Annotated in this window: 21 protein-coding genes; 6 read left to right on the top strand and 15 right to left on the bottom strand. The window is 74.8% G+C overall.

Annotated features, from left to right (window positions below):
- Nucleotides 1-12: 12 nt before the first annotated feature.
- On the top strand, nucleotides 13-390 hold the full coding sequence (locus tag MY526_RS11740; protein WP_436692028.1) for a YchJ family protein: 378 nt from the start codon (nucleotides 13-15) through the stop codon (nucleotides 388-390).
- A gap of 120 nt (nucleotides 391-510) precedes the next feature.
- Nucleotides 511-990, top strand: coding sequence for a pyridoxamine 5'-phosphate oxidase family protein (locus MY526_RS11735; RefSeq protein WP_436692027.1), 480 nt, complete (start codon nucleotides 511-513; stop codon nucleotides 988-990).
- A 39-nt stretch (nucleotides 991-1,029) separates the two neighbouring features.
- Here the strand turns inward: MY526_RS11735 and MY526_RS11730 are convergent, their stop codons facing one another.
- The 7 genes from MY526_RS11730 to mftA are packed head-to-tail and all read right to left on the bottom strand — an operon-like array spanning nucleotide 1,030 to nucleotide 7,246.
- The gene (locus MY526_RS11730; RefSeq protein ID WP_436692026.1) at nucleotides 1,030-1,866 is read right to left on the bottom strand and encodes a mycofactocin-coupled SDR family oxidoreductase; all 837 of its coding nucleotides are present in this window, start codon (nucleotides 1,864-1,866) and stop codon (nucleotides 1,030-1,032) included.
- An 11-nt stretch (nucleotides 1,867-1,877) separates the two neighbouring features.
- Entirely contained in the window at nucleotides 1,878-2,693 is an 816-nt protein-coding gene (locus tag MY526_RS11725) for a mycofactocin-coupled SDR family oxidoreductase (protein WP_436692025.1), read from the bottom strand.
- A 54-nt stretch (nucleotides 2,694-2,747) separates the two neighbouring features.
- Nucleotides 2,748-3,581, bottom strand: coding sequence for a mycofactocin-coupled SDR family oxidoreductase (locus tag MY526_RS11720; RefSeq protein ID WP_436692024.1), 834 nt, complete (start codon nucleotides 3,579-3,581; stop codon nucleotides 2,748-2,750).
- A gap of 51 nt (nucleotides 3,582-3,632) precedes the next feature.
- Nucleotides 3,633-5,498, bottom strand: coding sequence for a mycofactocin system FadH/OYE family oxidoreductase 1 (locus MY526_RS11715; protein ID WP_436703932.1), 1,866 nt, complete (start codon nucleotides 5,496-5,498; stop codon nucleotides 3,633-3,635).
- Between the two features lie 14 nt (nucleotides 5,499-5,512).
- Nucleotides 5,513-6,748, bottom strand: coding sequence for a mycofactocin radical SAM maturase (mftC, locus tag MY526_RS11710; RefSeq protein WP_436703927.1), 1,236 nt, complete (start codon nucleotides 6,746-6,748; stop codon nucleotides 5,513-5,515).
- Between the two features lie 52 nt (nucleotides 6,749-6,800).
- Nucleotides 6,801-7,100, bottom strand: a complete 300-nt coding sequence (gene mftB / locus MY526_RS11705; protein WP_436692022.1) for a mycofactocin biosynthesis chaperone MftB — start codon at nucleotides 7,098-7,100, stop codon at nucleotides 6,801-6,803.
- Between the two features lie 32 nt (nucleotides 7,101-7,132).
- Entirely contained in the window at nucleotides 7,133-7,246 is a 114-nt protein-coding gene (gene mftA, locus MY526_RS11700; RefSeq protein ID WP_436692021.1) for a mycofactocin precursor MftA, read from the bottom strand.
- Between the two features lie 181 nt (nucleotides 7,247-7,427).
- On the opposite strand from mftA, the gene mftR reads away from it, so the two are divergent.
- Nucleotides 7,428-8,021 carry a mycofactocin system transcriptional regulator gene (mftR, locus tag MY526_RS11695; protein WP_436692020.1) on the top strand — a complete coding sequence of 198 codons (594 nt, stop codon included), beginning with the start codon at nucleotides 7,428-7,430 and terminating at the stop codon, nucleotides 8,019-8,021.
- A gap of 48 nt (nucleotides 8,022-8,069) precedes the next feature.
- Here the strand turns inward: mftR and MY526_RS11690 are convergent, their stop codons facing one another.
- The 3 genes from MY526_RS11690 to MY526_RS11680 form a co-directional block, all read right to left on the bottom strand.
- Nucleotides 8,070-9,764 (bottom strand): multicopper oxidase family protein, encoded by a 1,695-nt coding sequence (locus tag MY526_RS11690; protein WP_436692019.1) that lies wholly within the window; start codon nucleotides 9,762-9,764, stop codon nucleotides 8,070-8,072.
- 245 nt (nucleotides 9,765-10,009) lie between these two features.
- Nucleotides 10,010-11,212: a cysteine desulfurase-like protein gene (locus MY526_RS11685; protein WP_436703926.1), complete on the bottom strand. Its 1,203-nt coding sequence runs from the start codon at nucleotides 11,210-11,212 to the stop codon at nucleotides 10,010-10,012.
- 41 nt (nucleotides 11,213-11,253) lie between these two features.
- Nucleotides 11,254-12,699 (bottom strand): bifunctional 3-(3-hydroxy-phenyl)propionate/3-hydroxycinnamic acid hydroxylase, encoded by a 1,446-nt coding sequence (locus MY526_RS11680; protein WP_436692017.1) that lies wholly within the window; start codon nucleotides 12,697-12,699, stop codon nucleotides 11,254-11,256.
- 151 nt (nucleotides 12,700-12,850) lie between these two features.
- Between MY526_RS11680 and MY526_RS11675 the strand changes: the two genes are divergently transcribed.
- From MY526_RS11675 to MY526_RS11665, 3 genes are all read left to right on the top strand, one after another.
- Nucleotides 12,851-13,978 (top strand): NDMA-dependent alcohol dehydrogenase, encoded by a 1,128-nt coding sequence (locus MY526_RS11675; RefSeq protein ID WP_436692016.1) that lies wholly within the window; start codon nucleotides 12,851-12,853, stop codon nucleotides 13,976-13,978.
- Nucleotides 13,979-14,074: 96 nt separating this feature from the next.
- Nucleotides 14,075-14,968: an AAA family ATPase gene (locus MY526_RS11670; protein WP_436692015.1), complete on the top strand. Its 894-nt coding sequence runs from the start codon at nucleotides 14,075-14,077 to the stop codon at nucleotides 14,966-14,968.
- Between the two features lie 113 nt (nucleotides 14,969-15,081).
- On the top strand, nucleotides 15,082-16,017 hold the full coding sequence (locus tag MY526_RS11665; RefSeq protein WP_436692014.1) for a vWA domain-containing protein: 936 nt from the start codon (nucleotides 15,082-15,084) through the stop codon (nucleotides 16,015-16,017).
- Nucleotides 16,018-16,088: 71 nt separating this feature from the next.
- Here the strand turns inward: MY526_RS11665 and MY526_RS11660 are convergent, their stop codons facing one another.
- The 5 genes from MY526_RS11660 to MY526_RS11640 all read right to left on the bottom strand — a co-directional run bounded on the left by MY526_RS11660 (nucleotide 16,089) and on the right by MY526_RS11640 (nucleotide 19,946).
- Nucleotides 16,089-16,607: an MOSC domain-containing protein gene (locus MY526_RS11660; protein WP_436703925.1), complete on the bottom strand. Its 519-nt coding sequence runs from the start codon at nucleotides 16,605-16,607 to the stop codon at nucleotides 16,089-16,091.
- A 97-nt stretch (nucleotides 16,608-16,704) separates the two neighbouring features.
- Nucleotides 16,705-17,364: an ATP-dependent Clp protease proteolytic subunit gene (locus MY526_RS11655; RefSeq protein WP_436692012.1), complete on the bottom strand. Its 660-nt coding sequence runs from the start codon at nucleotides 17,362-17,364 to the stop codon at nucleotides 16,705-16,707.
- Nucleotides 17,361-17,630 (bottom strand): helix-turn-helix domain-containing protein, encoded by a 270-nt coding sequence (locus tag MY526_RS11650; RefSeq protein ID WP_436692011.1) that lies wholly within the window; start codon nucleotides 17,628-17,630, stop codon nucleotides 17,361-17,363. The genes MY526_RS11655 and MY526_RS11650 overlap by 4 nt, the downstream gene beginning before the upstream one ends.
- 79 nt (nucleotides 17,631-17,709) lie before the next feature.
- On the bottom strand, nucleotides 17,710-18,831 hold the full coding sequence (locus MY526_RS11645) for an XdhC family protein (RefSeq protein ID WP_436692010.1): 1,122 nt from the start codon (nucleotides 18,829-18,831) through the stop codon (nucleotides 17,710-17,712).
- Between the two features lie 68 nt (nucleotides 18,832-18,899).
- Entirely contained in the window at nucleotides 18,900-19,946 is a 1,047-nt protein-coding gene (locus tag MY526_RS11640) for a vWA domain-containing protein (RefSeq protein WP_436692009.1), read from the bottom strand.
- Nucleotides 19,947-19,995 lie beyond the last annotated feature (49 nt).

Below are 19,995 nucleotides of genomic sequence, written 5' to 3'. Positions count from 1 at the left end.
ACACTCTCCCGCATGGCACCGCGACACTGCCCGTGCGGCACCGGTCTGCCCTACCCCGAGTGCTGCGGCCGGCTGCTCGAGGGCACCGCCGCCGCGGCGACCGCCGAGCAGCTCATGCGGTCGCGCTACAGCGCCTTCGCCGTCGGCGACCCGGCGTACCTGCTGGCCACCTGGCACCCGGCGACGCGGCCGGCGTCGCTGGCGCTCGACCCCGCGGTGCGCTGGACCGGGCTCGACGTGCTCGCGACCACCGGCGGCGGGCTGCTGGCCGGCGAGGGGACCGTCGAGTTCCGCGCCTGGTACCGGCACGAGGGCGAGACGGGTTCCCAGCACGAGGTCAGCCGGTTCGTCCGCGAGGACGGCGCCTGGCGCTACCTCGACGCCCTCTGAGGGTCATCGTGGCCACAAAGGCCCCTCGAGGGCGGAAATGGCCATTTCTGCCCTGCGGTGTCGGGGTCCGGCGGCGTGGGCAGGGAGGGGAGGACACCGGTTCCAGGACGAGAGGACGACATGAGCGCCGAGGACACCCGCAAGGTCGCCGAGCTCCTCCAGGGGGAGCGCTTCGGCTTCCTCACCACCACGACGCCCGAGGGGAAGCTGACCAGCCGCCCCATGGCGCTGCAGGAGGTCGAGTTCGACGGCGACCTGTGGTTCTTCGCGGAGCGGGACTCCGACTGGATCACCCACATCGCGGCGTCGCCCGAGGTCAACGTGGGCGTCGGCTCCGGGGGCACGTGGGTGTCGCTGACCGGGCACGCCCTCGTCGTCACCGACCCGGCGAAGAAGAAGGAGCTGTGGAACAGCGGCGCCGAGGCGTGGCTGCCCCAGGGGCCCGAGGACCCCTCGGTGGTCCTCGTGAAGGTCGACGCCGACTCCGCGGAGTACTGGGACGCCCCCGGCGGACGCCTGGCGACCGCGTTCAGCTTCGTGAAGGCCAAGGCCACCGGTCAGCGCATCGACGCCGGCGAGAACGCGAAGGTCGACCTCTGACGGCCCGGGTGCGGCGGCCGGCCGCCGCACCCGGTGCGCTCAGCGGATGGTGTAGCCGGCGTCGACGGGCAGGGTGACGCCGGTGATGTAGCGCGCCTCGTCGGAGACGAGGAACAGGATCGCGTTCGAGATGTCGACCGGGTCCACGTAGGACACCGGCAGCGGGTGCAGCGTCTCGAACAGCTCGGCGAACTTCTCCCGGCTGGGCTCCGGGTCGTCCGGGGTGAACAGCCCCCAGGTCTTCGGGTTCTGGATCATCACCGTGTCGACGCCGGTGGGGTGCACCGTGTTGACCCGGATCGCCTGCTTGCCGAACTCGTTGGCCAGCGTCCGCATGATGCCGATGACGCCGTGCTTGGCCGCGGTGTAGTGGATGGTGTTCGCCGTCCCCTTGAGCCCGGCGGTCGAGCTGGTGATGACGATGGACCCGCCGCGGCCGCCGTCGATCAGGTGCGGCAGCGCCACCTTGCAGGTGTTCCAGACGCCGGTGAGGTTGATGTCGATCATCTCCTGCCACGCGTCGTCGCCGAGCTCCAGCGCCGGCGCCAGCTCGAAGACGCCGGCGTTGGCCAGCACGATGTCCAGCCGGCCCAGCTGCGACACCCCGTCGTCCACCGCCGCCCTGAGTCCCGCGGTGTCCCGGACGTCGGCCTTGGTGGCCACGATCCGCCGGTCGAGCGCCTCCACCTGGCGGACCGTCTCGGCGAGGTCCTCCTCGGTGGCCGGCGGGTACATCTGGATGCTCGGCACCGGCTCGCAGATGTCGACGGCGATGATGTCGGCACCCTCCTGCGCCAGCCGCAGCGCGTGACTGCGGCCCTGGCTGCGGGCCGCCCCCGTGATGAAGGCGACCTTGCCCTCGACGCGTCCTGGCACGTTCCCACTCCCTACTTGGTGGTGAAGCCGGCGTCGACGGGCAGGGTCACGCCCGTGACGTACCGGGCGTCGTCGCTGACCAGCCAGACGATGGCGTTGCTGATGTCGACCGGTTCGATCATCTCCACCGGCAGCATGTTGGTCATCGCGCCGGCGATGGCGGGGTCCTCCTCCAGCCACTTCTGCATGAAGTCGTTGACCACCATCGGGGTGTTCACCGCGGTCGGGTGCACGCTGTTCACCCGGATGCTGTGCGGTGCGAGGGCGGTGGCGTACGAGCGCATGAGGCCCACGACGCCGTGCTTGGCCGCGGTGTAGCCGAGCATGCCCGCCGCCTCGCCGCCGATGCCCTTGAGGCCGGCGGTGGAGCTGGTGATGACGATCGCGCCACCCCCGCCACCCTCGACCATCGCCGGGGTCGCCGCCCGCAGGGTGTTCCAGACGCCGGTGAGGTTCACGTCGATGACGTCCTGCCACGCCTGGTCGGGGTCGTCGCCGTCGCCCACCGGGGCGATCCCGGCGTTGGCGAGCACGATGTCGAGCCGGCCCAGCTGGGCCACGCCGTCCCGGACGGCGTCCCGCAGGGCGGAGATGCTGCGCACGTCGGCCTGGCCGGCCACGATCCGCCGGTCGAGCGCCTCGACCTCCTTGACCGTCTGGTCGAGGTCCTGCGGCGTCGCCATCGGGTAGGGGACGGTGCCGATCTGCTCGCAGAGGTCGACGGCGATGATGTCGGCGCCCTCCTGGGCGAGGCGGACGGCGTGCGAGCGTCCCTGCCCGCGCGCGGCCCCCGTGATGAACGCGACCTTGCCCTCCAGTTTGCCCATGACGGCGTGCTCCCCTCTTCTCGGGACGGCGCGGTGCTGCTCACCGCGCCCCGGTCACTTGGTGATCCAGCCGGCGTCGACGGTGTGGCGGGTGCCGGTGACGAAGCGACCGGAGTCCGCGGCCAGGTACAGCACCGCCTCGCTGACGTCCTCCGGCTGCACCCACGGCGTCGCGAGCAGGTTGAGCGACTGGAAGACGTCGCTCACGTCGTCGCGGGTGGGGTGCTCGAGGTCGGGCCGGAAGAGCTTGTAGACGTTCTCGTTCTGGATCAGGGGCGTGTCCACGTTCGTCGGGTGGATCGAGTTGACCCGGATCCTGTCGGGGGCGAGCTCGATCGCCAGGCTGCGCATCAGCCCGACCACGCCGTGCTTGGCGGCCACGTAGGAGGCGACGTTCTGCATGCCGCGCAGGCCGAGCGCGGAGCTGATCAGGATGAGCGCGCCGCCGTCCCCGTGCGCGCGCAGGTGCGGGATCGCCGCCTTGGCGGTGAGGAAGACGCCGGTCAGGTTGGTCTCGATCATGTCCCGCCACTCCTGCGCCGGCGTCTCGGCGACCTCGTGCGGCGGGACGCCGATGCCGGCGTTGGCGACGGCGACGTCGAGCCGGCCGAGCTGGGCCACGCCCTCGGCCAGGCCCGCGGTGAGCGCCTCCTCGTCGGTGACGTTCGCCTGGAAGGACACCATGCGACGGTCCAGCGACTCCACGGCGCGGACGGTCTCGGCGAGGTCCTCCGGCGTGGTCACCGGGCCGTTCGCGCTCGGGATCGGCCCGCAGATGTCCATCCCGATGACGTCGGCGCCCTCGCGCGCCAACCGGACCGCGTGGCTGCGGCCCATGCCCCGCCCCGCACCGGTGATGAAGACGACCTTGCCGTCGAGCCTGCCCATGCCGCTCCTCCGTGTCACGCGCTGTGAGGTGGGCCACAAACTATGCGGCCCTTATGCCGGCGGACAACCTCCCGTTCCCGCGAGCACGGCGAACGCGGCCCGCCGGCCCTCCAGCACCGCCTCCAGCACGGTGCGCGGCGCGACGACGTCCCCCGCGGGGATCCCGGAGCCCGACGGCTCGCCGGGCAGCGGGGGGCCGGCGTCGACCAGCACGGCGCAGGGGATGCGGCGCTCCTCCCCCGTCCAGCGGTCCGCGACCACGGCTTCGCCGTCGCCGACCGCCCGCAGCACGCACCCGGTCTCGCGCCGCACCCCCGCCCGCAGCAGCCGGGTGTTGGCCGGCGCCAGGTCGCCGCCGAGCCGCGCGCCGACGACGTCGTCCGGCGTCACCACGGTGACCGGCCGGCCCTCCGCGGCCAGCAGCTCGGCCACACCCGTGCCGGCCGGACCGCCGGCGGGGTCGTGCACGACCACCGGACCGGCCGGGAGTTCGGCGCCGGCGAGGACGTCGGCGGCGGCGACCGCGCCGACGGGTGCGGGCGGCCGCGGACGCGCGCCGGTCGCGACGACGTCGCCGTCCGCCGCGGCCGTGCCGAGCTCGACGCGGACCCCCAGCCGCCGGCACTCGTCGGCCAGCCACCGGGCCAGGTCGGTGAAGCGCTCGCGCCCGGGGAGCGCCGCGACCAGCGGCAGTGCCCCGCCCAGACGGTCCGACCGTTCCACCAGCCGGACGGCCGCCCCCGCACCGGCCAGCACCCGCGCGGCCTCGAGCCCGGCCGGCCCGCCACCCAGGACGGTGACCTCCCGCTCCGGAGGGCAGGGATGGCCATCTCTGCCCTCCGGGGCCGGCTCCTCGGTCTCGTGGCCGCTCCCCGGGTCGGCGACGCAGCTGACCAGCGGGTTCCGGACGTCGCGCACCTGGCAGGCCTGGTTGCACAGGGTGCACGGCCGTACCGGCAGACCCGCCCGGACCCGGGCCACCAGGTCGGCCTCGGCGATCTGCGCGCGGGTCATCTCCACGGCGTCGGCGACCCCGCCGGCCAGCGCGGCCTCGGCCGCGGCGACGTCGACCACCGAGCCCTGCAGCACCACCGGCGTCCCGCCGGCCGCGGCGCGCACGGCCCGGGCCAGCCCGGTGGTGGAGCCCGGCGGGGTGTGCCCGTCGGGCCGGTAGGCCGACGGCGCGAGCGCGCTGCCCCGGACGACGACCAGCAGGTCGACGAGCGGGGCGAGCCCGGCGACGGCGGCGCAGGCCACCTCGGGCGTGATCCCGGCCCACGGCGCCCCCTCGTCGCAGGAGAGCCGCAGCGCCAGCACCCGCCCCGACCCGAGCTCTCCGCGGACGGCGGACAGCACCTCGCGCAGCAGCCGCCACCGGTCGGTGCCGTGGGCGTCGGTACGGGTGTTGGTCAGCCCGGAGGCGAACTGGCGCAGCAGCGACCGCGGCCCGGCGTCGACCTCCACGCCGTCCACCCCGGCCGCCGTGGCGAGGCGGGTGGCCGCCGCGAAGCCGTCGACCAGCGCGACGATCTCGGGCAGCTCCATCTCGGCCGGCACCTCGCGGGTGGCGACGTCGGGCACCCGGGACGGCGCCCACAGCGCGGTCTGCGCGTACGCCGAGGTGCCCTGCCCGCCGGTGTGGCCCAGGCCGGCGAGGACGAGCGTGCCGTGCCGTCGGCAGGCGGCGACGACGTCGGCCCAGCCGGGGCCGCAGTCCGCGGCCAGCGGAGCGCGCTCGTAGGGCCAGTCGCTGCCGTGCACCGAGGCGGTCTCGGTGACCAGCACCCCGCAACCGCCGGCGGCCCGGCGGGCGTAGTAGCCGACGTGCCGCTCCGACAGCGACCGCCCGCGACCGAGGTTGGTCTCGTGCGGGCCGAACAGCACCCGCGAGGGCGCCGTCCGGCCCGCCAGGACCAGCGGGTCGAGGAGTCTCAGCGCAGGTCGAGCCCGGCCAGCGGCGACTCGTCGCAGATCTTCGCGGGCGGGACGGACGGCATGCCGAGCAGCGTCGGCTGGCCGCGGACCGGGCCCGTGTGCGAGTGGTCGATGTGGCTCCGGGGCGTGACCAGCTCGAGGTCGCGGGAGGCCAGGGCCGCCTCGCCGTAGCCCTGCACGCACTCGGGGTCGGGCCCGTCGAGCGGCAGGCCGGTGAAGAACTTGGCCGCCATGCACCCGCCGCGACAGGCGTCGAAGTGGCTGCACTTGGTGCACGCGCCGCCGGTCTGGGGGCTGCGCAGGTCGGCGAACAGCTCCGACCGCTGCCACACCCGCTGGAAGCCGCCCTCGTCCCGGACGTTGCCGGCGAGGAAGTTCTCGTGGATGGCGAACGGGCAGGCGTAGACGTCGCCCACCGGGTCGATCAGGCACACCACGCGGCCCGCGCCGCACAGGTTCAGGCCGGGCAGGGCCTCGCCGAAGGCGGACAGGTGGAAGAACGAGTCACCGGTCAGGACGTGCTCGCCGTTGGCCAGCAGCCAGGAGTAGAGCTCCCGCTGCTGCTGCTGGGTGGGGTGCAGCTGGTCCCAGACGTCGGCGCCGCGGCCGGACGGGCGCAGCCGGGTGATCCGGAGCTGGGCGCCGTAGGAGTCGGTGAGCGCCTTGAACTGGTCGAGCTGGCCGGCGTTCTCCCGGGTGACGACGACCGAGACCTTGAAGTCCTTCATCCCGGCCTCGGCCAGGTTCTCCAGCGCCCGGGTGGCGGTGGCGAACGAGCCGGTCCCGCGGACGGCGTCGTTGACCTCGGCGGTCGCGCCGTCGAGGGAGATCTGGACGTCGACGTAGTCGGTGCGGGCCAGCTGCGCGGCGCGGGTCTTGTCGAGCTTCACGCCGTTGGTCGAGAACTTGACCCCGACCTGGTGGTCGATCGCGTAGTCGAGCAGGTGCCAGAAGTCCGGCCGCACGGTGGGCTCGCCGCCGCCGACGTTGACGTAGAAGACCTGCATCCGCTGCAGCTCGTCGATGACCGCCTCGGCCTCGGCGGTGCTGAGCTCGCGGGGGTCCCGCCGGCCCGACGAGGACAGGCAGTGCACGCACGCCAGGTTGCAGGCGTAGGTGAGCTCCCAGGTCAGGCAGATCGGCGCGTCCAGCCCGTACTCGAACTGGTCGATGAGCCGGCCGCCGACGGGGCGTTCGGGGACGGGGGCGCGGGACGGCAGGACGGCGGTCACCGCGGGGTCCCCGCTGCGTCGTGGAGCGGAGCGGCGCAACGTCGTGGGGTGCTCATGCAGGGCTCTCCCGGACTTCGATCATCTGCGAACGTGCGAGGTCGGCCAGCGCCTTGACGTAGGCGGGCCGCTGGGACTCGGGAACCCCGCACGCGACGAGGGTGGCCTCGGCGCTGGGGTGGTCGGCGAGCGTCTCGACGACGGTGACCAGCGTCTTCGACTTGAGGAAGGACAGCTTCCGGTTGCCGAAGTGGTAGACCAGCGCGCCGAACGGCTCGGGGCGCAGCGCCACCGAGCGGGCCCGTCGCCAGGGCAGGGACGGGTCGAACGAGGGTGCGACGCCGGCGTCACTCACGGGTGCCGCCGGCGTCGCGGCGGGGGCGTCGATCAGTACACCCCGCACATGCCGTCGATGGAGACCTCCTCGACGAGCGACTCCTCGACCAGGACCTCTTCCGCGGCGGGCGCCTCGGCGGCCTGGGTGTCGGTGGTCTCTGGCATGGCGCCTCCTGTGATCGGGGTTACGGAGCGAAGGGGACGTTAGTGACACCCAGTGCCACCGGCAACACCGGGGTCCGGCCGGGCGGGCCGCCGCCAGCGGGTCCCGCGTCCGGGGGACCGGGCGGCGGTGCGCGCCGTGCAGTCGCGCCGGTTCGGCTCCGGTGTGGCGCAAGATGGACCCGTGACGGACCTGCTGCCCGATGCGCGCGCCGACACCCGCGCCCGCATCGAGCAGGCGGCGCTGGACCTGTTCGCCCGCAAGGGCTTCGAGCAGGTCACCACCGACGAGATCGCCGACGTGGCGGGGATCAGCCGGCGCACCTTCTTCCGCTACTTCGCCACCAAGGCCGACGCGGTGTGGGGCGACTTCGCGTCGCACGTCGACCGGCTGGACCACCTGCTCGCCACCGCCCGCACCGACCAGCCGGTGCTGGCCTCCATCTGCGCGGCCTACGTCGAGGTCAACGCCTACGCCGCGGCCGACCTGCCGATGCTGCGCCAGCGGATGGCGCTGATCCTCGGCGAGCCGGCGCTGCAGGCGCACTCCCAGGTGCGCTACGCCGACGTCGACCGGGTGGTCGCCGAGCACGTCGGCCGGCGCACCGGCGAGACGCCCGCCGCGCTGCTCCCGCGCCTGGTCGCGACGACCACCCGCGCCGCGGCGACGACGGCCTTCGAGGTGTGGCTCGCCGACGGCACGACGTCCCTCGCCGACGACCTGCACACCGCGTTCGACCAGCTCGCCGCCGGCTTCCCCACGCTGCGCACCCGCTGACGCCTCCGCCGGCCCCGTGCCCGGGGCCGGCGGAGGGACGCGGGTCGCTCAGACCTCGGTCTCCCCGTGCGCGCAGGGGTGCGCGGCGAAGATCGGGTCGTCCACGTCGCAGGCCACCTGCTCGCCGTCGTCGTCGAGGAACGGGTCGCCGTCGGTGAAGTGCGCGCCCAGCTCGGGGTGGTCGGCGTCGGCGCGGACCGGCTTCTCGTCGCCCACCCGGAACTGGGTCATCATGTCGTGGTCCTCGTGGGACAGGTTGTGGCAGTGGATCATGTACCGCCCGTGGTCCTCCGGCCGGAAGCGCATGAGCAGGTCCACCCGCTCGTTCTCGCCGACGTAGACGACGTCCTTGGGCCCCTTCTCGTAGGGGTGCGGGGGCTTGCCGTCGCGCGCCACGATCTTGAAGTCCACGAGGTGGATGTGCACCGGGTGGAACCAGCCGCCGGACCTGTTGACGATCGTCCACTGCTCGGTGACGCCGGTCGTCCCCGGCTGCGGGTTGGCGAAGACCTTGTCGTACTCGGACTCGACGACCTGGTCCCACGTGAGCCCGCCGAGGGTCCAGATGCCGTTGTCGCGGGTGACCTGCAGCTCGCGCTTGACCTGGCCCCGGGTGAGGTCCATCGCCGGCGTCCCCGGGAAGAGGACGTCGGGGACGGCGTTGTTCGCCAGGTCCTCCGGGGGGTCCGCGACGACCTCGAACTGCATGACCTTGTCGGTGTTGTCGAAGTTCGGGGAGTTCGGCAGGCCCTTGTTGACCAGCTGGACCCTGGTGCCGGCCTGGTACTTCGCGAAGTCGATGACGATCTCGTACCGCTCGGCCATGCCGATCCGGAAGTCCGTGATCGTCTGCGGCGCCTGCATGAGGCCGCCATCGGTGGCGATCACCTGGAACGACGAGGCGTCGCTCAGCGCGAGCCGGTAGCTGCGGCCCGTGGAGGCGTTGAGCACCCGGTACCGGTACTTGCGGCGCTGGACCTTCTGCGTCGGCCACGGCCGGCCGTTCACGAGGACCACGTCGCCGTAGATGCCGGAGTGGCCCCGGTCGTCCATCAGCAGGGACCCGTCGGCGGCGAACGCCTTGTCGCTGAGGATCAGCGGCCAGTCGTACTTCTTGTAGCCCTTGGGCAGCGGCAGCCCCCGCTCCACCGGGTCGTAGGCGATGTACATGGCGGCCAGGCCCATGTAGGCGTTCTCGGCGGTGTGGTGCACGCCGTGGTCGTGGTACCAGAGCGTGCGGGCGTTCATCGTGTTCTCGTAGACGTAGTCCTTCCACTCGCCCGGCTGGGTGATGTCGCTGGCGTAACCGTCGTACTGCGGCTTGGACGGCGAGCCGTGCAGGTGGGTGGAGGTCCAGTCCCGGTAGGCGAGCGCCGGGTGGTTCTCCGGCAGGGAGTTCACCTGGCGGACGACGACCCGCTCGTTCTGGTTGACGATGATCGTCGGGCCGGGGACCAGGCCGTTGTAGCCGAAGAGGGGGGTCTTGAAGCCGGGGATGATCTCCGGCGTCGCGAGCTTCTGCTCGAGGCGGTAGAAGGTGGCTCCGCCGTGGGCGGTGGTAACGGTGCCGACCGCGGGGTCCGGCGCGTCGAAGGGGACGGTGTACGGCTTCGGCAGCTTGCTGGCCGCGATCTTCGACGCCGATGCCGCGTGGAGCGTCGCGGCGAACGGCAGCGCCACGGCGGCCGCCCCGAAGGCTCCCACCTTGAGGGCGTCGCGGCGGGTGAGACGAGGGTTGGGCACGGTTGTGGCTCCTTCCGGGACCCCCGAGCTGGTATCGCCGAAAGAGTCCCCGGCAGGTCGACGGCCTCCCACCCGGAAGGTGGGGCGCGTCCAGCGCCCTGTTGTGGGGGGTGGGCACCCGCTCGCGGTCGTGTCCTCACCGACGGTGCGACCGGCCTGGCAGACGGTTGATCACAGCAACTTCCCAGGCTGCGTCCAGCCGGCCCCGCCCGTCCAGCCGGCCTCGCCGTCCAGCCGGACCGCTGTCAGCCGGCGGCCCACGCCTCCAGGCCGGCCAGCAGGCGGTAGACGTCGGAGTCGTCGGTGTACGGCGCCAGCCCAACCCGCAGGCCGCCGGCGTCGCCCAGCCCGAGCCACCGCGAGGCCTCGATCGCGTAGAAGGAGCCGGCCGGGGCGTTGACCCCGCGAGCGGCGAGCGCGCGCGCGGCGTCGGAGGCGTCCCGCCCGGCGAAGGTCAGCAGCAGGGTGGGCGTGCGCCACCGCGCCCGCGACCACACCGTCACCCCGGGCAGCGCGCCGAGGGCGTCGTCGATGCGCTCCCGGAGCCGGTCCTCGTGCGCCGCCACCGCCGCCAGGCCGGCGCGCAGCCGCGCCCGGCGGTCGCCCTCGGGGCCGCCGAGGCCAGCGAGGAAGTCGACCGCCGCGGTCGTCCCGGCCAGCAGCTCGTAGGGCAGCGTGCCCAGCTCGAACCGCTCGGGGACGGCATCGGTGGAGGGCAGCAGCTTGTCGGTGTGCAGCGTCTCCAGCAGGGCGGGCGCCGCGACGACGCAGCCGCAGTGCGGGCCGAGGAACTTGTACGGGGAGCAGGCGTAGAAGTCCGCGCCGAGCTCCGCGACGTCCACCGGGGCGTGCGCGGTCAGGTGGACCCCGTCGACGTAGCTGAGCGCCCCGGCGGCCGACGCCAGGGCGGTGATCGCGGCGACGTCCGGGCGCGTGCCGATGAGGTTGGACGCCCCGGTCACCGCCACCAGCCGGGTCCGGTCGGTGAGCAGCCGGCCGACCGCCTCGGGCGGGAGCTCCCCGGTGGCCGGGTCGAACTCCGCCCACCGGACGGTCGCCCCGCTCCGCTGCGCCGCCTGCACCCACGGCCGGACGTTGGCGTCGTGGTCCAGCCGGGTCACCACCACCTCGTCGCCGGGGCCCCACTCCGCGGACAGCGCGCGGGACAGGTCATAGGTCAGCGCGGTCATGCTGCGCCCGAACACGACCCCGCCGGGGTCCCCGCCGACGAGGTCCGCGACCGCCCGGCGCGCGGCCACGACGACGTCGTCGGCGTTGCGCTCCGCCTGCGTCACCCGGCCGCGGTTGGCGATCGGTGCGGTCAGCGTGGCCGCGACCGCCGCGGCGACCGACTCGGGCACCTGCGACCCACCCGGACCGTCGAAGTGCGCGGCCCCGGCACGCAGCGCCGGGAAGCAGGACCGGACGGCGTCGACGTCGTAGCTCACCCCGCCAGGATGCCCAGCCGCCGCGAGCCGGTCCGCACGGGTCAGCGCGCGGACGCGACGATCCGGTCCGGGCGGACGACGACCTCGGCCGCCCCGGCCCGCCGCAGCCACGCGGTCAGCACGCCCTCGACGTCGGCCACCTCGACCTCCGCGCCGCCCCGCGGACGCACCGCCACCCGCCCCGGCCGCAGCAGCCGCACCCGCGCCCACCCGGCCCCCAGGACGTCGTCCACCGGGCAGGTCCGGCCGCCGTCGGCCACCGGCGCGCGTGGGAGCAGGGTGCCGGCCAGCCGCCGTCCCGCCCGGCCGCGCCGCACCACCAGCGGACCCGGGCGCAGTGGCGGCGTCCGGCTGTCGGTGGCCAGCCCGGCGACGGCGGGCAGCCGGCCGGCGCCGGCCAGCACCCCCCGGCGCAGCACCGCCGCTGCGCGTCCGCCACCGGTCATGAGGACGCCGATCAGCAGCGCGACCCGCACCAGGGAGCGGGCGTGCGGGCCACGCTCGGCGCCGTGGGTGTCCAGCAGGGCCTCGTCCGCCTCCCCGGCCAGCACCGCCGCCAGCTTCCAGGACAGCTGGTGGACGTCGCGCAGCCCGAGGCCCAGACCCTGCCCGATGAACGGCGGGGTCAGGTGCGCCGCGTCGCCGGCCAGCAGCACCCGGCCCGCCCGCCAGCGGTCGGCCACCTGGGCCCGGTAGGCGTACTCGGCGACGCGCACCACCTCGGCGTCCGCCGCGCCGAACGGGGCCAGCAGCTCGGGCAGCCGGCCGGACAGCGAGTCGGCCGTCTCCCCGGGCCGCAGCCGGAACTCCCAGCGGTAGCGGTCGCCGGCGACCGGCATGAACGTGGCCGGCCGGTGCGGGTCGCAGACCTGGTGCGCGCCGGGCCACACCGGCAGCGGCGTGGCGGAGCGGAGGTCGGCGACCAGCCAGCGGTCGGGGCGGCCGAGGTCGCGCATCGGCAACCCGGCCAACCCGCGGACGGTGCTGTTCGCGCCGTCGCAGCCGAGCACCGCGGCGGCGGCCAGCTCCGTCCGGGCGCCCGAGGAGCGGTCGACGGCCGTCACGCTCAGCCCGCCGTCGCGGCCCAGCCCCACCACCTCCACGCCGGTGCGCAGCTCGATGCCCGGGGTGCGGCGGACGGCGGCGAGCAGCAGGTCCTCGAGGTCGGGCTGGTGGAACATCGAGCCCTGCGGCCAGCCGTGCACCCCGCCGGCGACGTCCCGGCGGAACTCCGCGAGGACCCGCCGCCGCCCGTCCAGCAGCCGCAGCCCGGCCATGGGCCGGCTGGCCGCCAGGAACGGCGCGGCGACCCCGGCGTCGGCCAGCACCCGCAGCGCCTCGTCGTCCAGGTGCACCGCGCGCGGCCGGTCGTACGGGGCCGGCTGCCGCTCGAGCACCACCACGGCCGGCCCGCGCCGGGCGAGGAGCAGGGCCGCGGTCAGCCCGACCGGGCCGGCGCCCACCACGACGACCGGGCTGCCTCCCACGCGGCCACTCTCCCAGGGGGTCGGAGCGGGGTAGCGGAAAGGTTGCACCCGGCTTCCCATTCGTGTGAGCCACGCCATAGCGTGGTCGGCACGGTCATGCGCCCTGCATGCGCGAGAGCCCTCGACGACGAGGGCGACGAGGAGGTCACCTGTGCCCGTTAAGACGCGCGGAGCGATCCTGCGCTCCGCTCCCGGCAAGTGGGAGGTCGTCGAGCTGGAGGCGGATGATCCGCAGGCCGGCGAACTCCAGGTCAAGGTGGCCGCCTCGGGTCTCTGCCACTCCGACGACCACATCGCGACCGGCGACATGCCGGTCGGCCACTACCCCTTCCTCGGCGGCCACGAGGGCGCCGGCGTGGTCACCGGGGTCGGTCCCGGGACCAGGGGCTTCAAGGAGGGCGACCACGTCGTCTTCTCCTTCCTGCCCGGCTGCGGCCGCTGTCGCTACTGCGCCAACGGCCAGCAGTACATCTGCGACTCCGGCGCCAACCTGCTCGTGGGCTCCCGCTGGGACGACGCGGAGAGCTTCCGCTTCCAGACCTCCGACGGCACCCGGGTCGGACAGATGTGCGGCCTGGGCACCTTCGCCGAGGTGACCACCGTCGACGTCCGCTCGACGGTGAAGATCCCCGACGACATCCCGCTGGAGGTGGCCTGCCTCGTCGGCTGCGGCGTCGGCACCGGCTGGGGCACCGCGGTACAGGCCGGTGAGGTGAAGGCCGGCGACACGGTGATCGTCATGGGCATCGGCGGCATCGGCATCAACGCCGTGCAGGGTGCGGCGCACGCCGGGGCCAGCCACGTCATCGCCGTCGACCCGGTCGGGTTCAAGCGCGAGAAGGCGCAGGAGTTCGGCGCGACGCACGCCTTCGGCAGCATCGAGGAGGCCGCCGAGTTCGGCCGCAGCGTGACCAACGGCCAGGGCGCGGACAAGGCGCTGATCACCGTCGGCGTGCTGAAGGGCGAGCACGTGGCCCAGGCGTTCGAGGCGATCGGCAAGGGCGGGCGGGTCGTCGTCACCGGCCTCGGTGACCTCACCGACGTCGGCATCCCGATCAACCCGAGCATGCTCGCGCTGTTCACCAAGGAGATCCGCGGCGCCCTGTTCGGCGACCAGAACCCCAGCGCCGACATGCTGAAGATGCTGCGGCTCTACCAGGAGGGGAAGCTCAAGCTCGACGAGCTGATCACCAACAAGTACAAGCTCGACGACATCAACCAGGGCTACGAGGACATGCACGCCGGCAAGAACCTCCGCGGCGTGATCATCCACGACTGAGGAAGGACCCCCTGACGGGGGCCGGTCGGGACCGGGGCGCTCCCCTGAGGGGGGCGCCCCGGTCGCGCGTCGAACGACCCGAGGAGCATCCCCTTCGTGAGCAGCACCACCACCGCACGGCGGCTCGACGTGGCCGGCATGGTCCGCGTCGCCCGGGAGCGGGTCGTCGCCCGCCTGCGCGAGGCCGAGGTCGTCGCCGCGGCGCTGTCGGCCGGGCGCAACGTCCTGCTGGAGGGCCCGCCGGGCACCGGGAAGACGACGCTGCTGCGCGCGCTGGCCGACGGAGCCGGCGTCCCGCTGGTGCTGGTCGAGGGCAACGCCGAGCTGACCCCCACCCGGCTGGTCGGCCACCACGACGCCTCCCGCGTGCTCACCGAGGACTACCGCGCCGAGAACTTCGTGCCCGGCCCGCTCACCCGGGCGATGACCGACGGCGCGATCCTCTACGTCGAGGAGTTCAACCGGGTCCCCGAGGAGACGATGAACGTCCTCCTCGGTGTCCTGTCGGAACGGGAGATGCACGTGCCCCGGTTCGGCCGGGTGACCGCGCGCCCCACGTTCCGGCTGGTCGCGGCCATGAACCCGTTCGACGCCGTCGGGACCGCGCGGGTGACCCCCGCGCTCTACGACCGCTCCTGCCGGGTGGCGATGGGCTACCAGGACGAGGAGGCCGAGCTCGCCGTCGTCGGCGCGGCCACCGGCGGCCCGGAGGCGCTGGTCGCCCAGGCGGTGCGCGCGGTGCGGATCACCCGCGACCACCCGGAGCTGCGGATCGGCTCGTCGGTGCGCGGCGCCCTCGACGCCGTGCTCATCGCGCTGGAGCTCGCCACCGTCCGGGGCAACGAGGCCGTGGAGGACAGCACCGGCGTGGACGCCGCGCTCGCCGCGCTCACCGGCAAGGTCACCCTCGCCGACGGCACGGCCCGGCCGGTCGAGGACGTCGTCGCCGACATCTGGCGCCGGGCGGGTGAGGAGCTGGGAAAAGCCTGACGCCCGAGGAGCCGGGCGACCCCGACGCCGAGCCGCCCCCTCCCCCGCCGCCCCCACCGGGCGCCGGCGGGCTCAAGGACCCGCCCGGACGCCGGCCGCCGCAGCCCGCGCCGGTGGAGGACGCCGACGACGTCGAGCAGCTGCTCAAGCAGCACACCGCACGGCGGGCCGGGCGGGAGGAGCTGGCCCGCGCGCACCCGGACTTCCAGCAGGTCTCCCCACAGCTCGGGGAGCTCGACGAGGACGCGATGAGCGAGCTCACCGCCCGCGACCCGGACGCCGCGAACCGGCTGCTCACCGCGATGGGGCGGGCCTTCGACCCGCGGCTGCGCGCCGCCGCCCGGGCGCTGGCCGGCCGGCTGCCGGTGGCCACCCCGCGCGCCGGCGTCCCCGACCGGCCCGGCACCCGCCGGGTGGTGACCCGCCGGGACGAGACCGGCACCGACATCGACCTCGACGCCACGCTGGCCGCGCGCGGGGCCGAGCCGCACTGGCGGGCCGAGCACCTGCACACCCGCGGCTGGCGCTCCACCGGCCGGGCCTGCGTGCTGCTGGTGGACGCCTCCGGGTCGGTCGCCGGGGACGAGCTGGCGGTCGCCGTCCTCACCGCCTCGGCCCTGGCCCAGCGGATGCGCCCGGAGGACGAGCTGGCCGTCGTCGCGTTCTGGTCGCAGGCCGTCGTGCTGCGGCCGCTCTCGCCCGACCCGCGCACCGACGTCGTCATCGACCGGCTGTTCGACCTCGAGGGCGGCGGCACCACGGACCTCGACCTGGGGCTGCGCACCGCGGCCGCGCAGCTGGCCCGCTCCCGCGCGGCCGCCCGTGACGTGCTGCTGCTCTCCGACGGCATGCCCACCGACAGCCCCGACCCGCTACCGGCCGCCGCGGCCCTCGCCCGCGCCGGCGCGCACCTGCACGTCCTGTCGCTGTCCGACGACCCGGAGTCCGTGGCCAACTGCGCCGCGCTCGCCGCGGCGGGCGACGGCCGGGTCGCCCCGCTGCACCGCCCCACCCAGGCGCCGGCCGCGGTGCGCGCCGTGCTGGGCTGAGCCGGGAGTCGACGACACCACCGGTCGAGCCCACAGCCGGGTCGCGGAGCATGCCTTCTGCCTCGTGCGCCTCAGCTGCCCCGGCCGGGCCTGCGGACGACGGCGTCCCCGGCGCGACGGGGGTCGAGGGGGACGGCGGACGTGAGGACGGCCGGGCCCAGCCGCAGCACGCCGTCGGACAGCGCCGCGCAGCGCACTCCGCCGCGCCCCCGCAGCCCCCGGTGGGCGCCGGGCGCGAGGACGACGTCCATCCACGCGCACGGGTTGGCCGGCCGTCCCCCGCGCAGGAGGACCCGGCCGCCGCCGCTGTCGAGCGCGAACTCCTGCCCCCGCAGCGCCTCCACCTCGGCGCCGCGCAGGACCACGGTGCGCCGGGCCAGCAGGGGGTCGAACGGGGGCGTCCCGAGTTCGGCGGCCAGTGCCTCGAGCGCCTCGACGGCGAGCACCGTGAGCTGGGCGTCGCGGTGCGCGGGCCGGCCGGCGTAGCGGTCGCCGACCACCCCGATCCCGGCCCGCACCTCGATCGCCGCGCGATGGTCGCCGTCCCCGTCGGGCGGGCTGACGCCGGGCCGCCCGTCGTACCGGTGCACCGGCGAGGCGAGCAGCCCGACGACCTCGACGTCGTACCGGAGGAGGACCCCCTCCTCCCCACCCCTCGCACGCTCGGGGCGGGACCCGGGAGGGGGCCTAATCGTCCACCAGGCCGTAGGCGCGGGCCTCCGCGACGTCGAGCAGCCGTCCGGCACGCATGTCGGCCGCGATCTCCTCGACCGGTCGCCCGCACGCCTCGGCCAGCCGTTCCTGCAGCCGGTGCAGCTGCCGAGCGTGCGCCGCCGCCCACGCCTCGACCTCGTGCCGGGGCACCCCCCGCGGCGCCCGCGGCTCGCACAGGTGCACGGTCGCGTGCGCCCCGGCCATCCGCCGGTCGGCCACCGCGAGGACGGCGACGGCCGGCCCGGTCAGCGCGCCCAGGCAGGTTGCGTGGACGGGGACGCCCACGAGGTCGATCGCGTCGACGAGCGTGAGGGCGCCGTCGAGGTCGGCGGCCACCCCGGACAGCCGCAGCCGGACCGGTCCGTCACCGGTCGCGTCGAGCAACGCCAGCTCGGCCACCGCCCGGTTCACCGCGTCGGCGTCCAGCTCCCCGGAGAGGACCACCACGCGCTGGTCGAGGAGCCGCTCGGCCAGCCAGTCGGGCGCACCGACGACCAGGGAGGCCGTCGCCGACACCGGCCCGTGCGACGGCGGGCGCGGCTCGGGCTGCCAGGGGCTGCGCGGGAACCGCGGCGGCTCCGGCGGGAACGGCTCGGGCGGCAGTGGCGGGGTGGTGCCCAGGGGACGGCTCACGGGGACTCCTCGGACGGTCGGATTCGCCAGTCGACGGTGCGGCCCAGTGCGGCCGCGTAGCGCTCGAGCGTCGACAGCCGGGCGTCCAGCTCACCGCTCTCCAGCCGGGCGACGGCGGACTGCGACGTCCCCATCCGCGCGGCGATCTCCGTCTGGCTCAGCTCGCTCTCCCGGCGGGCCCGGACCAGCTCCTCGATGAGCTCACGGCGCCGCTCGCCCAGGCCCTCCAGACCCGGGAACCTCGACCGGCGCGGCGACGGCGGCATACCTGCAACGGTATACCTCCGCCGCTATGACGGGACCCGGCCGAGGGCAGAAATGGCCATTTCTGCCCTCGGCTCAGTCTCAGCGGTCGGCGGTCTTGTGGATCGGCCCCTCGATGCCGGTCAGCCGCTCACCGGAGCCACCCCACCGCCCAGCGATGATCTCGGCGGCGATGGAGATGGCCGTCTCCTCCGGCGTCCGCGCGCCGAGGTCCAGGCCGATCGGCGAGGAGAGCCGCGCCAGCTCCTCCTTGTCCAGGCCCGCCTCCTCCAGCCGGACCAGGCGCTCCTCGTGCGTGCGCCGCGAGCCCATGGCGCCGACGTAGGCGACCGGGATCCGCAGCGCGACCTCCAGCAGCGGGACGTCGAACTTCGGGTCGTGGGTGAGCACGCACAGCACGGTGCGCTCGTCGATCCGTTCGGCGTCGACCTCGGCCTGCAGGTAACGGTGCGGCCACTCGACGACCACCTCGTGCGCGTCTGGGAAGCGCTTGGGCGTCGCGAACACCGGGCGGGCGTCGCACACGGTGACCCGGTAGCCGAGGAAGGCACCCACACGGGCGACGGCGGCGGCGAAGTCGATCGCGCCGAAGACGACCATCCGGGCCGCCGGGGCGAAGGAGTTGACGAACAGCGACAGCTCGTCGCCGCGGCGCTCACCGTCGTGCCCGACGTGCAGCATCCCGGTGCGGCCGGCGGCGAGCATGCCGCGGGCGTCGGCGGCGACGGCGTCGTCCAGCCGCTGCAGCCCGAGCGTGCCGGAGCTCCGGTCGGGCCAGATGACCAGCCGCCGGCCGACCCGGTCGTCCGGACCGGCGACGCACGTGACGACGGCGACCGGCTCGTGCCGCTCGACGGACTCGGCGATCTCGCCGAGCTCCGGGAACGACTCGCGGGAGACCCGCTCGACGAAGACGTCGAGGATGCCGCCGCAGGTCAGCCCCACGGCGAAGGCGTCGTCGTCGCTGACGCCGTAGCGCTCCAGCGTGGGGACGCCGGTCTCGACGACGTCCTTGGCCTCCTCGTAGACCGCGCCTTCGACGCAGCCGCCGGAGACGCTGCCCACCGCGGTGCCGTCGGGGCCGACCAGCATCGACGCGCCCGCCGGCCGGGGCGCCGAGCGCCAGGTGGCGACCACCGTCCCCATCCCGACGGTCTCGCCGGCCTGCCACCAGCCGATCAGGTCCTCGAGAACGTCACGCATCGCTGCTCCTCCTCTGCTCGGAGTGGATCCGTGGCGGTGACGCCGACGAACCCACTCCGGTGAACGCCTCAGGCACGGGAGATCACTCCCACCAGTTCCTCGAACGCGACCATGCTGTGCCCGGCGACGAAGTGGTCGATCGAGGGCAGCGCCGCCTGCATGCCCGCGGTGAGCGGCTCGTACCCCTCCCGCCCCTTGTGCGGGTTCACCCAGACCACCGCGTGCGCCAGCCGGTGCAGCCGCGCCATCTGCTCGCCCAGGACGTCGGTGCCGCCGCGCTCCCAGCCGTCGCTGCAGACGACGACCACCGCACCGCGCGCGGTCCCCCGCTGCCCCCACCGGTCCAGGAAGGCCTTGAGCACGTCGCCGAGGCGGGTGCCGCCCGACCAGTCCGGGATCGCCCCGCCGCTGGCCGCCAGCGCCTTGTCGGCGTCGCGCAGCCGCATCTCGCGGGTCACCCGGGTGAGCCGGGTGCCGATGGTGAACACCTCGGTCGCGGAAGGGTGCGCCCGCACCGCCGCGTGCGCGAACCGCAGCAGCGCGTCGGCGTAGGGGCTCATCGAGCCGGAGACGTCGATGAGCAGCACGACGCGCCGCGGGCGGGGCCGCGACCGCCGGTAGAGCAGCCGGCTGACCTCGCCGCCGTCGTGCAGGGCGTGCCGCACGGTGCGGGAGGCGTGCACGGCGCCGTGGGCGCTGGGCCGCCGGCGCCGCGACGGGCGCATCGGCGACGCGGGCACCAGCAGGGCGAACAGCCGGCGCAGGTGCTCGCGCTCGGCCACGGTCATCTCGGCCACGTCGCGGTGGCGCAGCACCTCCTCGGCACTGGCCGTGCCGGCGAGCTCGCGGGGCTGGTCGGCTTCGTCGTCCGTGCCCGTCCCCGGCTCCAGCGGCGCCGTCGTCGCCAGCTGTCGCTCCGGCTGCTGTGTCGAGCGGGTCGGCCGGGGCGCCTCGCCGCCGAAGTACGCGGCGAAGGCGGCGTCGTAGCGGTCGAGGTCGTCGGGACCGGCACAGAGGGTCAGCCGGCCGGCCCAGTAGACGTCGGTGGCGTCGAGGACGTCGAGCGCGCCGACGGCGGCCAGCATCGCCTCGACCCGGTCCGGCGACGCGGTCACCCCGGCGTGCCGGAGGGTGCGCGCGAAGCCCAGCACCGTGTCGACGACG

This window comes from Geodermatophilus sp. CPCC 205761 (assembly GCF_051383655.1).
In the GTDB taxonomy this organism is placed as follows: domain Bacteria; phylum Actinomycetota; class Actinomycetes; order Mycobacteriales; family Geodermatophilaceae; genus Geodermatophilus.
This window is presented reverse-complemented; position numbering and strand designations above follow the sequence as displayed.